The sequence below is a fragment of the Actinomycetospora endophytica genome (assembly GCF_021026375.1).
In the GTDB taxonomy this organism is placed as follows: Bacteria; Actinomycetota; Actinomycetes; order Mycobacteriales; family Pseudonocardiaceae; genus Actinomycetospora; species Actinomycetospora endophytica.
The window spans coordinates 1,849,440-1,862,995 of sequence record NZ_JAJNDB010000001.1 but is presented as its reverse complement, the minus strand read 5'-3'; the positions used below and the strand labels follow the sequence as shown (position 1 = coordinate 1,862,995).

The 13,556-nt window shown below is 70.0% G+C and carries 14 protein-coding genes; all 14 read right to left on the bottom strand.

Annotated elements, in window-relative coordinates; translation table 11 throughout:
• Positions 1–12: 12 nt before the first annotated feature.
• Entirely contained in the window at positions 13–3,972 is a 3,960-nt protein-coding gene (locus LQ327_RS09110) for a beta strand repeat-containing protein (RefSeq protein ID WP_230731787.1), read from the bottom strand.
• Positions 3,973–3,988: 16 nt separating this feature from the next.
• Positions 3,989–4,492 carry a hypothetical protein gene (locus tag LQ327_RS09105; protein WP_230731785.1) on the bottom strand — a complete coding sequence of 168 codons (504 nt, stop codon included), beginning with the start codon at positions 4,490–4,492 and terminating at the stop codon, positions 3,989–3,991.
• Between the two features lie 16 nt (positions 4,493–4,508).
• Positions 4,509–5,222, bottom strand: a complete 714-nt coding sequence (locus LQ327_RS09100) for a hypothetical protein (RefSeq protein WP_230731783.1) — start codon at positions 5,220–5,222, stop codon at positions 4,509–4,511.
• Positions 5,223–5,290: 68 nt separating this feature from the next.
• The gene (locus LQ327_RS09095; RefSeq protein ID WP_230731782.1) at positions 5,291–5,704 is read right to left on the bottom strand and encodes a phage tail fiber protein; all 414 of its coding nucleotides are present in this window, start codon (positions 5,702–5,704) and stop codon (positions 5,291–5,293) included.
• Between the two features lie 3 nt (positions 5,705–5,707).
• Positions 5,708–5,956, bottom strand: a complete 249-nt coding sequence (locus tag LQ327_RS09090) for a hypothetical protein (RefSeq protein WP_230731781.1) — start codon at positions 5,954–5,956, stop codon at positions 5,708–5,710.
• Between the two features lie 42 nt (positions 5,957–5,998).
• On the bottom strand, positions 5,999–6,790 hold the full coding sequence (locus LQ327_RS09085; protein WP_230731779.1) for a hypothetical protein: 792 nt from the start codon (positions 6,788–6,790) through the stop codon (positions 5,999–6,001).
• 8 nt (positions 6,791–6,798) lie between these two features.
• Positions 6,799–7,308 (bottom strand): hypothetical protein, encoded by a 510-nt coding sequence (locus LQ327_RS09080; RefSeq protein WP_230731778.1) that lies wholly within the window; start codon positions 7,306–7,308, stop codon positions 6,799–6,801.
• Complete coding sequence (locus LQ327_RS09075) at positions 7,305–7,835, bottom strand: hypothetical protein (RefSeq protein ID WP_230731777.1); 531 nt, start codon at positions 7,833–7,835, stop codon at positions 7,305–7,307. Before LQ327_RS09075 ends, LQ327_RS09080 begins: the two co-directional genes overlap by 4 nt.
• A complete protein-coding gene (locus tag LQ327_RS09070) occupies positions 7,832–8,245 on the bottom strand; it encodes a hypothetical protein (RefSeq protein WP_230731776.1) in 414 nt (137 codons plus the stop codon). The genes LQ327_RS09075 and LQ327_RS09070 overlap by 4 nt, the downstream gene beginning before the upstream one ends.
• A 93-nt stretch (positions 8,246–8,338) precedes the next feature.
• Entirely contained in the window at positions 8,339–9,463 is a 1,125-nt protein-coding gene (locus LQ327_RS09065) for a hypothetical protein (protein ID WP_230731774.1), read from the bottom strand.
• Positions 9,464–9,493: 30 nt separating this feature from the next.
• Positions 9,494–11,239, bottom strand: a complete 1,746-nt coding sequence (locus tag LQ327_RS09060) for a phage tail protein (protein ID WP_230731772.1) — start codon at positions 11,237–11,239, stop codon at positions 9,494–9,496.
• Between the two features lie 45 nt (positions 11,240–11,284).
• Positions 11,285–11,893, bottom strand: a complete 609-nt coding sequence (locus tag LQ327_RS09055; protein ID WP_230731770.1) for a hypothetical protein — start codon at positions 11,891–11,893, stop codon at positions 11,285–11,287.
• A gap of 31 nt (positions 11,894–11,924) precedes the next feature.
• Positions 11,925–13,139 carry a baseplate J/gp47 family protein gene (locus LQ327_RS09050; protein WP_230731768.1) on the bottom strand — a complete coding sequence of 405 codons (1,215 nt, stop codon included), beginning with the start codon at positions 13,137–13,139 and terminating at the stop codon, positions 11,925–11,927.
• A gap of 50 nt (positions 13,140–13,189) precedes the next feature.
• Positions 13,190–13,543, bottom strand: coding sequence for a GPW/gp25 family protein (locus LQ327_RS09045; protein WP_230731767.1), 354 nt, complete (start codon positions 13,541–13,543; stop codon positions 13,190–13,192).
• Positions 13,544–13,556 lie beyond the last annotated feature (13 nt).

Sequence of the window (13,556 nt, the reverse complement as noted above, 5' to 3'; positions counted from 1 at the left end):
GGACCTCCTGAGTCACATGAACAGCGGGATGAGCCCGAGCCGCGGGTTCTTGTCCGAGCGCGGGATCACGGTGGCCTCTCCGACGCCGAGCACGCCGCTCGCAGCGAGGATGACCACGGCCTGGCCGACCACCGTCCCGGCGCTCGACAGCGAACCGGAACCGGCGAGTGCAGCCGCCGCAGAGACCGCGCGCAGCGCCGCCGCCTGCAGGGACAACTGCCCGGACAGATCGACGGTGCTCAGAGCCTGAGCCCTGGCCGTGCTCGACAGCGAACCTGCTCCCGCGAGCACCGCGGCCACGTACTGGGTGGCAACGCTGACCGCGGCGAGCGTCCCGGTGCCGGACAAGGTGATCGTCGGCGTCGTGATGCGCAGCGCGCTCACCGCCACCGTGCCCGCCCCGGCGAGACTGACCGCGTTGACCGAGCCCGGTAGGGCGTTGGTCGAGAGCGACCCAGACCCGTGAAGGGCGACCTGCGCCAGACCGGCGGCCAGGGTGCTCACAGCCAGCGTCCCCGACCCGGCCAGGGCCACCGTGTCGAGCGCTTGGCCCGTGCCGGTTGCCGCGAGGGCCCCGGCCCCGCGAAGCGCCACCTGGGCCACCCCGACGACCAGATCGGTCGCGGCGAGGAAGCCCATGCCGGTCAGCGCCACGCTGCAGTACGCGGCGGTCTGCGCAGCGATCGACAGCTCGCCGTCGCCGGTCAGCACGACCGCGGCCTCGTTGCCGGTCAGCCCGTCGACCGCGAGCGAACCGACGCCGGTGAGCGTCACGCTGGCGTACGCCAGGTCGACCGCAGCGGCGGCCAGTCCGCCCTGGCCCGTGATGGCGACCGCGGACCCGGCCTCGTCGATGGCCGACGTGGTCACGGCGCCGCTCCCGTGGAGGGACACCGAGCCGTACGCGAGATCGAGAGCGGCCCCGGAGAGGCTTCCCGACCCGCGCAGGGCCACCGTCGTCTGCCCCAGCACGATCGCCGAGGCCGCGAGGACCCCCGAGCCGCTCAGCGGCACCGTCTCGGTGGCCGTGCGCCCCGCTACGGCGCTCAGGACGCCGTTCCCAGCCATCGAGGCCGCTGCCAGGCCCGTCGTGCCGCCAGACGCGCTGAGGGTGCCCGTCCCGGCCAGACCCACCGCCGCCAGAGCGACATCCAGCGCCGCGACCGAGAGCGAGCCGACCCCGTGCAGGCTCGCCGCGGCCACCCCGACGTCGATGGCGCTCGCGACGAGCGCACCGGTGCCGGTGAAGGTCGCCGCGACTAACTGCTGGGCGTACGCGGCGGTCGTCAGCACGCCCGTCCCGGCCAGGGCGACGCTGGCGAGCCCCGTGGCGATGTCCGTGGCCGCGAGCGAGCCAGAACCGGCCAGGGCGACGCTGGTTGGGGCCACGTCGATCCCGCTGGCCGTCAACGCGCCGGTGCCCGCGAGCGTCGCGCTGGTGAACTGGCCACCGCCCGGGCTCGCGAACAGCACGCCGGACCCGACGAGGACCACCGAGCCCATCGCGACGTCGACCGCGACCGTAGCCACGCCGCCGGAACCGGCCACCGTGACCGCGACGAGCCCGATGTCGAGGGCCGACGTGGTCATCTGACCGGCCCCAGCGAGACTGACCGCGTCGAGGGCAACGTCCAGGGCCACCGCGGCCAGGGCTCCGGCCCCGACGAAGGCGACGGACGCCATCCCGGTCATCAGCGGAGTCGCCGAGAGGGCGCCGGATCCACTCAAGGCCATCGAGGTCAGCCCGACGTCGATCGCGGCGGCGTTCAGAGCCCCGCGACCGCCCAGAGCCACCTGGGCGATGCCGGTGGTCGTCGCCGGAACGCTCAGCGAACCGGCCCCGGCGAACGCGACCGAGGTGTAGGCCAGGTCGAGCGCGCTGGCGGCCAGCGTGCCGAAGCCCGCCAACGCCACCGAGGCCTGGCCGGTGACTGCCGCTGCGGTGGCCAGGGCGCCGGTGCCCGCCATCGCAGCTGCCGCCTGGGCGAGGTCGATGGCGCTGCTGGTCAGCGTGCCCGAGCCGTGCAGCGCCACCGAGGTGGCGGCCACGTCGATCGCCACGGCGCTCAGTCCCCCGGAGACCGAGAACGCAACGCTGGCCTGCGCCAGCACGGTCGCCGAAGCGGCCAGGGCTCCCGAGCCCGCCAGCGAGACCGAGGCGGGCTGGATGTCCACCCCGAGCGCGGAGAGCGCTCCCGAGCCGGTCAACGAGACGCTGCTCAGCCCGAGGTCGGTGGCGCTCGCGGCCAGCGCCGCGGATCCGGCCAGGTTGACGATCGCCAGGGCTACGTCGACACCGGCGGCGGTCACGGAGCCTGCTCCGACCAGCGAGACCGCGGCCTGGGCGAGGTCGATAGCGGAGGTCGACAGCGTCCCGGACCCGGCCAGCGCTACCGAGGCGAACTGGCCCTGCGAGGCAGGCGCCGTGAGCACGCCGGACCCGGCCAGCGCGGCCGAGGCGATCCCGGTGGTGGTGCCCGCGGCGCTGAGCACGCCAGCACCCGCCAGACCCACGGAGCCCTGGGCGACGTCCGTGGCGGCAGCCGTGAGCATCCCTGCTCCGGCCAGCGCCGCTGTCGTCAGACCGAGGTCCGTCCCCGACGCCTGGAGCGCACCGGAGCCGACGAGAGCGACCGAAGCCACGCCGGTGGCGAGGGTGGACGCGGTGAGTGCGCCTGCGCCATGCAGCGCGACGCTGCCCTGAGCGAGGTCCACCGCGGTCGCCGCGAGAGCACCGGCGCCAGCCAGGGCGACCGAGGCCTGCCCGGTGGTCACTCCGGACGCCGACAGGCTCCCGGATCCGCTGAGCGCCACGGAGTCCTGCGCCAGGTCGATGGCTGCGGTGCTCAGCGAGCCAGTACCGACGAGCGCAGCCGATGCCTGGCCGGTGGTAGTCCCAGCGGCGGACAGACCTCCGGCCCCGGCCAGCGTCACCGAGCCCGAGGCCACGTCGATCGCGGCCGTGGACAGCGAGCCCGAGCCCGCCATCGCCACAGCCGAGACCCCGGTGGTCGTCCCGCTCGCCGAGAAGCTGCCAGACCCTGTCAGGGTCACCGTGTCCATGGCGACGCCGACCGCAGTCGACGTCAGCGATCCAGCACCCGCGAAGGAGCCCGCGGCCTGCCCGACCGCGGTTCCGGTCGGGCTTAGCGACCCGGCACCGGCCAGCGAGACTGAGTCGAGTCCGATCTCGGTGCCCGAGGCCGCGAGGCCGCCGGACCCGTTCAGCGTTACGGTGGCCTGATACGTCGTGCCACCGGCGTACGGGACCAGCTCGATTGCAGCGAGCGCGGACTTCGTTGAAGTCGGCGAGCTGATGCCGTACGTCTGCGCCGAGGTGCCGGTCGAGGTCTGGTAGCCGTAGTAGAACGACTCCTGGCCGCTGTTCTGGCTGTAACCGGTGATCGCCCCGGCGGCAGCAGTTGGCGCGGTGGCGGTGGCGGTGTAGTCGCCGTCCGCCCAGGTGATGATCGACCCCGCCTGGCTCGGGGTGATGGTGGTCGTGTTCCCGCTCGCCGCGACCTGGGACACGCCGGTGCCGACTTGGGCGTTGGCGTACCGCTCGACGATCAGGCTGTCCTCAAGGTTGCCTGCGGTGATCGACGTGGAGTACGTGACCGTGACGGTCATGCTTGTCGCCGAGGTGGCTGTGGCCGTCCAGATCGAGGCCGTCGGCGAGCTGGCCACCTGCGCGTAGGCCGCCTGCGCCTGCAGGGTCCACGTCAGGCCGTTGCTGTCGCTGACGGCGGTCTCGGTGATGTTCTGGTAGCCGCCAGCGGCCTTGACGACGATCAGGTCCCCGACGTTCGGGGTGAAGATCGCCGAGGTCAGGGTGTAGGTCCCAGCCGAACCGGCTGCGGCATGGACCTCAGCGGTCGCACCGATGAAGGTCGGGAATGCTGGACCCGCCCGGAGAGCGGGCGGGAGCCCGGAATGGACCTTGATGGGCTGACCGCGACCCAAGCGAGCCATGTCCGGGCTCCCCTCGCTACATGTCCTGGTAGATCACGTAGCACCAGGCGTTCACCGCCGTCGGTGCCGTGACCCGGATGCGCAGGAAGTGGCCGCCGGGGACGAAGAACTCCATCCCGAGGGGCATCTGCTTGACGTACTGACTCGACGGGGCGACCAGCTGCAGGTCTCCATGGCGGGTCTGCGTGATCGTGCCTTCGGCCGAGGCGGTGTAGCCCGAGGCAGCCGTCCCGAGCGTCACCGATGACGCGCCCACGTCCGAGAGCCGCAGGTAGGGCTGCACGTCGTTGGCCACGAACGCAGTCACGGTGGCGGCCACGGCGTAGGTGTCGACCAGCTCCACCGCGATCGGTGTCGCGGCGGCCGAGCCGTCGAACGAGATGCCCCACTCCTTGACGACGATCGGGTTCCCTGAGCTGGGCGCGAGCTGGAGCAGCGTCTTGATCGCTGTCCCGGTCGTGACCTTGGTCGGAGCAGCCGTGGTGGCCATCGCGCTGTTCCGGACGATGTAGGTGCTCATGTCTCTCCTGGTGTCGTCAGAACAACGCGGCCCGACCGACGGCCTGGCCGAGCACGAGGGAGGTGCTCCGCACGGGGGCGGCGGGGATGATCTCCATCGCCGCCAGCGCGGGTTTCTGGTTGGTCGGGGCGCTCATTCCGTACGTCTGCGATCCGACGGAAGCCGCGGCCTGCTGCGCGTAGTAGAACGACCCGTTCGCGTCCTGGTAGTAGGTCCCGGTCGCCGAGGCGGGGCTGATGTAGGCCGGAGTGCCGGGAGCCGGTGCCCAGTCCGAGTCGAGCCAGACGATGACCGAGTTCGCGACGGTGCTGGTGATCGTCGACTGGATCGCCGATCCCTGGGCGATAAGCACCGTGTTCGTCGCCGGAGAAGCCGCGACAGTCGCGCCCGAGTACCGCTCGACGCAGAGCCCCTCGGGGAACCCGGTGCTCGATGCCGCGTTGGTCTGCACAGCGCTCACGGTCATCGAGGTGGCCGACGAGGCGACTGCCGTCCAGATCGCGACCAGGGCGTTGTTGGTCGTCTGGGTCGACTGGACCCGCTTGGTCCAGGTGTTGCCCTGGGTGTCGGTGACCGAGGTGGAGGTGACTCGCTCATCGCCGGTGGCGATCTTGGCGACCAGCAGGTCTCCGGCGTTGGGGGTGAACGACGGGGTTGTGAGGGTCGTGGTGCCGAGCGACGTCGAGGTGGCCGAGGACGCCACCACCGCGGAGATGTAGCTGATCGCCACGGTGGGCCTCCCAGCACGACGAAGCCCCCGCCTGCACGGATGCAGGCGGGGGCTGAGGGGATGAAGAGCTACCCGAGGGTCGCCGTGAGCTGTCCGGCGGCGATCGAGAGCGTGTCTCCCGCAGCCAGCGTCTTGGACGAAGCCAACGCGCCGAAGAGGAGCCGTCGGGTCGTGCCCGTGGCGGCGTTGAACACCTCGATCGAGGAGAACGTGCCCGCGGGCATGTTCGTGTAGTTCAGCGCCCCGCTCGACGGGGAGTACGCCAGGCCCGCGTTGCCGCCCGAGCCTGCCGCGGCGGCAGTCACCGAGAGCGCAGCCCGGGCGTATCCACCGCCGGAGGCCTCAGAGCCGAACGACGTCGACGTGGGTGCGGTAGTGCTCGTGTCGATCGCGGCGTACTGCGCTCCGGGAACGGTGTAGGCCGTATTACTGAGCAGGGCCTTGAGGAGAAGGATCGCCTCGGCCTGGTCGATGTTCGCCATAGATCAGCCCTCCTGGGCGACGAGGCCCCGGGCGACCAGGACCTGCTTCGCGGGGTCGTTCTGCTGGATGTGGGCGCGCAGCTCGTCGCCCTTGAGCTCTCCGGCCGAGTCGACGACCGCCTTGCACAGCTCGCAGCCCTGGCCGGAGCGCGCGTGGCAGTCCATGTGCCAGAAGACGTCGTCCTCGCCGATGCTGATGTGGTGGCGCGGGTGGTCGTCGACCTGCCCGCAGCCGATGCAGTTGCGCTCCATGGCGTCTCCTTCTTGAGAGGGGATACGGCGAATGAGGGCGGCTCAGTAGCCGCGGACCATGCCCACGACGTCCCACAGGCCGACGTCGGCGTTGAACATCGCGCCGAGGTGGTCGCGCCTGCCGGGCTGGGGCGAGAGGTCGATCGAGTTGATGTCGAACCCGAGGTTGAAGATCGGGTCGAGCGTCAACGGGCGGTTCCCGACCTGGTCCTGGATCAGCTCCACGAACAGCCGGGCGCCGTCGACCGGGTGCGTGGGCTCGGCGAGCACCAACGGGCCTCCGAGGGTGATCCGGAAGTGGTCGCCGCGGCTGCAGTCGATGGAGACCATCGGCTGGTAGTCCAGGCGGATCGGCGGGGCCAGCGGCGGGCCCGGCACTCCCTGGATGCCCTGCGGGCCCTGCTCGATCTGCACCGTGCCGCCGTCGGGGGCCGCCTCGGGCAGCACCGAGGCCAGGTCGATGACCTGCTGGCCGTCGAGGGGATCGCGATCCTGGCCGGGAGCCGGGGTCGGCGCGTGGAACACCGGAGTGTCCACCGAGACGCGCAGCGGGAAGGTCCGGCGCAGCGGGTCGGTGATCTGCCAGGTCGCGCCCTGCGGGTTGAGCCGCGGGTCGTCGAGGCACTCCAGCAGCACCGCCACCCGGCCGAACGAGTCGGTCACTTCGGCGACGGGTGAGGGCCCCAGGATCACCTGGTGGTCGGTGTCGGTGAACCAGCGTGCGCTCGGCACGGCCTGCAGATGGCGCCCGACGATGGGGCTGCCGGTGTGCAGGTCGGCGTACTGGGCTCGGACCCAGACCTTCTGGTAGGTGAACGCCACCGGCGTGCTCATGGCTCCTCCTACGGAGTCGGCAGTTCGACGACGGCCTCACGCAGCGGGCACCCAGGCGGGTCAGCCACCGAGCAGGCGGCGACGCGGCGCTGGAAGGCCTTGAACGCCGCCTCCAGCTCGTCGATGCGGGCCTCTGCCTTGCGCAGACGGGTCTCGGCCTGGTCGGCCCGGTCGTCGGCGTGATCGGCCCGCGTCTCCGCAGCTTGAGCGCGCTCTCGGGCCTCCTTGGCCTCGGCGCGGGCGTCCTTGACCTCCTGGCGGGACTCCTGCCAGGACTGCAGCGTCATGCCGGAGATGACCGACTCGTTCTTGATGAAGTTGCCGTCGGTCTCGGCCTTGCGTTGGCGGCGGGAGCGCCAGCTCGCCAGCGCCTTCACCATCGCCGCGAGCGGAGTCAGGATCGCCACCGCTAGTGCGACGTAGGCCGCGAGCGTGCCGCCCCCGTCTGCAGGTGTAGCGGGGGTGTTCGTCGGGGGACTCGGCGTCGGCATCGCCGCGAGCCAGGTCATCAGGATCACGACGGCGCTGCCTCTCCGGAGCCGTCGCCTTCGGCCCCGGTGTCATCGACCGACTGCAGGTACTCGTTGACCAAGCTTCGGTAGAACTCGCGCAGCTTGGCGAGGTCGACGTGGATGTAGCGGATCCGGATGCCGAGCCCGAGGCCGACGCAGAAGAGCCAGGTGGCCGAGCTGAACCCGTGCCAGCCGTTGACGCCGATCGCGGCAGCGGCGAAGGACCAGCAGTTCCACCCCACGCCGTAGCAGCCGATCCGCTCCAGCCAGAGCTGGCGGGTCAGGAACCGGTAGGTGCTCGGGTTGAGCTGGCGCGGGAGCTTCGTGAGCATCCCCCAGAGCCCGACGACGGCCCAGATGCCGATGTTGGCGTAGAAGACGACGCTGAGCCACGTCGGGAAGGTTCCGACGGTCGAAGGTGACCGGGCCGGGAGGAAGAAGACCGCGAGGATGGCACCGAGCACGGTGCCCACGAAGAACATGGCCTGGACCGGATCGCGCGACAGACGAATCTCGATGCCATCGTTGCTCACCGGGGTCCACCGAGGTAGATGACCCCGCGAGACACGTGGGTAATCGCCACCTTCATGAACAATACCGTTCCGATCCATGATGCCCCCGTATCATGAGCCGCCGCGTATCCGAAGAACAACGCGACCAAGACGTAGTACAACGCCGCCATTCCTAGAACGACACCCAAAAAGCGCGGCGGGAACACGATCGAACCCAGCATCACGACACCCAGAACCAGGAAGAACGTTCCCCAGAGTTCTGGTCCGCCGTTCTGGTTGATGACCGAGAACGCTGCAGCGACCGTGCGATCTCGACCTCCTGTGACCATGAAGCTCCCGAGGGCGAATGTCGTCAGGACATCCGTCACGAAGCCATCGAGCAGCCCAGGCTGCTGTTGCCACAGCTTCCTGATGCCCCGACTGACGCTCATCGGTTCTCCTCACCGAAGCTGTAGCGAAGGTTCCCCACCGCCAGCCGGACCCCTCTCAAGAGCACGCTGGCGGTGGGGGTCTGTGGGGCCGCGTCAGTCGCGCAGCCAGAAACCGGACATGAAGTTGTCCGAGTACGAGCTGAGGGGGAGCGACGAGGTGTTCGACTGGTTGACAAAAACGCTCATCACGTCGCCCACCGAAAGCGGCACGGGATACACGAATGAGGCAGAGCCCTGGAAGCGGGGTGCTCCCGCGTTCTGCTGATTGAACCAGAGAACGGGGGCGCCGGTTCCTGACGTGCCAACGGTCGGACTCGTCGCTGTGCCTGCCGCGTTGGCGAACGCCGCGCTGCGGTACTTACCCGTCCCAGGCGGGAGACTTCCGTTGCGCTGCATTCCGGCAGTCGCACCTGCCCACGGAATGGTGTTCACCGTGTTGTAGAACATGTCGACACCGAAGCTGAACACCCAGATGCCCGGCCGGGTGATGACGAACCCGGAAGACGTCACCCCGCCGGTGGTGTCGAGAATGCCCGAGGTGTTCCAGTTGTTGATGTTGGCCGAACTGCCGCTGGCGACGGACCAGTTCCCGCCACCGTTAGTGAAGAACGCCGGAGTGTCACCACCATTGCGAATCCATTGGCCAGGCGATCCGGGGTAGACGCAGACCCAGACGTCGGAGAGGTTGTCGATGACGAAGTCCCCGGCCGAGAACGTCCCCGAAGACGGCGGCCCGTTGTGCGTGCCGCCGACGAACCGGGTCGCCTGGGTGGCGCCCGAGAGGTTGAGGGCCTGACCGGCCTGGGGCTCCCAGTCCACGCCTTGCGCGGCCGAGGAGCGCGCGACCAGGGCGTAACCGTCGGAGCCGACCGGCACCCGCACGAGCTGGTTGGCCGCGGAGCCGACCAGCAGATCGCCCTTGGCCGAGATGTAGCTGGCGACGTCCGAGAGCGTCATCCAGCCGCCACCGAAGTCGTACGAGAGCTTCCCGGTGTCGGTGGCGTAGAACCACCGGCCCTGCGTCCCCGGGTTGTAGTTGTTCTGCCCGGGGGTGCCGGTGGGAGCGCTCGACGTGGGCCGGTTGTTGGCCACGTCCCGGGAGAACGACACGGCGAGCAGATCCAGCCCCTGTGCCAGCTTCTGGATGTCGCCCGGGACATCGTTCGAGTCCTCAGCCTCGGGATAGCGCAGCCCGAGACGCGCGGTGTTCTGAGCCACGAGTCATTCCTTTCGCTGGCATGAGAGGGGTCAGCTCACCGGCACGGCACCGATCATGTGCGCGTAGTCGGTGAAGGCGGAGTCGAGCTGCGGGTAAGCCGGGAGCTCGCGCGAGAGCACGGCGTACGAGGCACCGGTGCGGACGACGAGGTTGAGGATCAGCCCGGCGGGCTTGGCGGCCTGCAGCGCGGCGTTCAGCTCGTTGTAGCCGACCGCGTAGTCCTCATAGGTCGCGTAGGCCGCGTTGAGCTGCGGATACGTCGGGAACTCCGCCGCGAGTTCGGCGTAGCTCTTGCCGACCAGCTGCGCCGCGTAGACGGTCACGGTGACCGTCCAGGCGTTGCCGTCGCGCTCGATGACCTCGACCTCGGGCGCCGGTCCCCGCAGGAACGACAGCGCCACCTGGCGCAGCCGCGCCGGGGTGCCTCGGCCGGTCGCCGCCTCGTCGTAGATCTGCTGACGCTGCTCGGTATCGGTCAGGGTCGGGTCGACGACCACCCCGACCATCTGCCCCAGCCATGGCAGCCCGTAGGTGGGGCAGCGGGAGAGGTCGAACAGCGCCGACCAGCCCGGCGCTCCGGCCGAGCCCTTGGTGACGTCCTCGATGTTCTGCAGCAGCCGCCCGCCGGACTCGCAGAAGCGCAGCAGCGGCCACCCGCGGTCGCCGTCGCCCTCGATGAAGGCCTGACCGAGTGAGGCGTAGAAGCGCAGCGCGGCCTCGGACACCTGCGGGGCTCCCACGAGGCCCTGGGCAGCCTCGGTGGGCGCGTCGGGTAGCTCCGGCGGCAACGGCTCCTCGACCGCGTCCGGGTCGATGGTGATTTCCCCGGAGGTGCCGGGGGCCTCGCGCACCACGAGGTCGAGCGCATCGGTCTGCTGGAAGTCGGCCTGCTCGGCGCCCTCGGGCGACGGGTCGTAGGCGAACGTGGTCGCGGTGGTCGGCGACTCCCCCGCCGTGCCCGACTGCTCGGCCCCCTGGGCCGAGGTGTCGTGCTGGACCGAGCCGATGCTGTGGGTGTCGGCCGGAGAGCCCTGCTCGGCACCGCTCGGCTTCGACTGGTGGACGTAGTCGACCGCGAGCGTCTCGTGCGGGTTCCCCTGCTCCGCCCCACCGGGGCTCGACTGGTGGCTGACGTCGGTCGCGGCGCTGAGGATCTCGATCGCGACCAGCGTTGACTTCTGGCTCGCGGGAGCCGAGAGGCCGTAGCTATAGGACCCGGACGCAGTCGTCGTCATCCGCGCCGAATAACACGAGAGGACGCTGCTGTTCTGGTAAAGCGCAGTCTGAGTCCCGCCGTTGACATATGTCGGCGTGCCTGTCGTGCCGTTGTAGTCGACGTCGATGTAGGTCAGCACCGAGTTCGACGCCGTGGTGGTCAGCGTGGACTGCGCGGTGGTGTTCTCGACAACGTTGGTCGCCGGAGAGCCCCCGGTGGCGACCCCGGTGTACCGCTCGACGACGACCTCACCAGCCGAAGCCTGGACCGAGGTGTCGTTGAATGTGACGGACACCGTCATGGCGGCCGACGTGGCCACCGTGGCCACGAAGATGGCGCCCTCGCCATAGCCGGAGACCGCGCCCGAGCTGGCCTTGAGCGAGTAGGTGAGGCTGCCACCGCTCGGAGCCGAGAACGACACCAGGGAGGAGCCGGTGCCGACCTTGACCACGAGCAGCTCGCCCACCGCCGGGGTGAACGAGGCGGTGGTGGCGGTGGCCGTCCCGTTGCCCGGGACGCTGGTGTGGGCCTCGATGGCTCCGACGAACGTGATCGCCACCGAGACCCACCCCTCACGTCATGTGGTTGTCCGAGGTCGGGCGGCCTACTGCTCGAAGAGCAGGAAGATGCCCTCGGCGTTCCATTGCTCGGAGAAGGCGCCGGACTGGCCGGTGATCGAGGACCCGAAGTCCGAGAGGCCGATGAGGATCGGCGTGCCCGGGGTCTTGTCGATCAGCGCGGCGTAGCGGGCGGGCCCGGCGGTGAACGGCGCGCCCCAGGTGACGTTCGAGGCGCTGATCTGTGTGACGCCCGAGCCGACGCACTCCAGGGTTGCCGTCCCGTCGGCCACCGCCACGCCGGGCGTGGTGGGGAAGGCCGGAGCCGAGCTGCCCGAGGTCCCCGCGCCGGTGTAGCGGTAGAGGAACCCGTTCGCGCTGCTCGGCCGCACCACGTCGTCGACCACGTGCGGGGTGCTCGCCGCCCAGGAGTAGCTCCAGCTCGCGGCGGTGACGTAGCTGATCGCCTGGCCGGTGAGCTGGATGCCGCCCGGGGTGTAGCCGCCGCCGGAGGCCAGCTCGAAGCCGGACACGTCCGAGTAGAGGATGTGCGTGTCGTAGTTCGGCGTGTAGCTCGGCGAGAGCAGCACCAGCCACAGCGCATCGGTGGAGAGGTTGATCTGCTTCGTGTACGCCTTGAGGTCCGTCTGGCGCATCTTGCGCATGGTCGGCTCCTGATTCTCGGACTTACGAGTAAGTCGCGGCGACGTTGATGTTTCCCGGCGTCGTCAGAGGAACCGGGCCGGACAGGTTCACGTCCTGGTCTGCCGGTGAAGCGTTCCCCGCGGAAAGCGAGACGCTGTCGACCCAGGCGAGCCCAGGAATGTTCGAGATGGCGCCCACAACGCCGAGCTGGCGCACGACGGTGGTGTTGTACCAATCCGCGGTGGGATTGCCGTCGGAATCCACCGATGCACCCCAGTAGCGGGATGAGACGTAGTTCGTGATGGCCGCGGCGACCGCCGACTTCACATCGTTGAGGGAATAGCCCCGCTTGACGTTGATCTGAGCGGTGACGTTCACCGTGGTGTACGTCGGGTCGATGACGTGCACGACCCAGTTCACCGAGCGGGTGGCCTCCAGGTAGGCGATCAGCTCGTTCTTGTGGTCGGCGCCGAGGGCCTCGCCCCCGGCGTCGACCGCGCAGACGGTGACCATCAGCGAGTTGTTCGCGGTCCCGTCGCCCGGGTTGTAGCCGTCGAGGGCCACCGCGCGCGCCACCCCGACCTGGTTCAGGGCGATGGTGGCGAAGTCCCCGGCGAGGATCGGCCGGGGCGTGAGCAGGCTGATCTCGCGACGCAGCCGGTCGAGGTAGGTCGTCTGGGTCTCGGCGTCGGCGCCGCCCGTCGGTGCCTGTGGCGAGTCGGTGCAGACGATCGAGTCGACCCCGGCGAGCCCGTCGACGAGCACCAGGTTGTTGGCCAGCACCCCGTTGGACTCCGAGCTGGCGTTGGCCGAGACCAGCACCGCGGTGCCGGTGGTCGAACCGGGCGGGATGACCAGCGAGGCAGCGAACTGGAACAGGAAGCTCTGGTTCGGCCCGTACATCAGCAGCACCTGGGTCCCGGCCCCGATGGTGTAGCCGAAGTTGTTGACCGTGGTGACCTGCACGTTCATGGTCGCGTACTGGCCACCCAGCGGCGGGATCCCGAACAGCTGCTGGCCGAGGTACTGGAAGATCGACAGCGGCACCGTGGTCATGACCCGGGCGGCGTTGGCCACCATGCGGGCGAAGACTTCGATCATGGCCACGTCGAGCTGGCCCTCGTGCGGTGTCCAGCCCGGCTGGATGGCCTGCAGGTAGGCGATCCCCTCGGCGGTGAGCACGTCCGGGTCGGTCACCACCGGGAGCTGGATGGCGTTGCCCACCACGGCCGGGGGCGAGAGCTGGGGCGCGGTCACGCGGGCCTCCTGGGGCTGCTGGGCGGGCGCTCAGATCGACGGAGACGGCCTCACACCGCCGGGCCGCCCGGGTGGGAGGGCACGGCGGCCACGACCTCGGCGGTGCCGTCCTCGTGCACGACCGTCGGGATGGCGTGCCCGGCCGCGCGCGGCTCCCAGCGGGCCACCGCGTTCTCCAGGACCCCGGGCCAGCCCGGGTTGCCGACCGCGAAGGTCGGGTCCGGGATGCCGAACTGCGGGACTTCCAGGCGCTCTCCGACACGGGTCGCGAGCAGCACCCGCACGCACGAGATGACGTCGTCGGAGGAGTCCTGGTCGACCACGCCGTAGCTGCCGTTGGCCTGCAGGTTGAACGGCAGGGCGAAGTGCTGCGGCCCGGTGGTGGTCGGCAGCGGCTGGGTCATGTCGTCCTCCCGA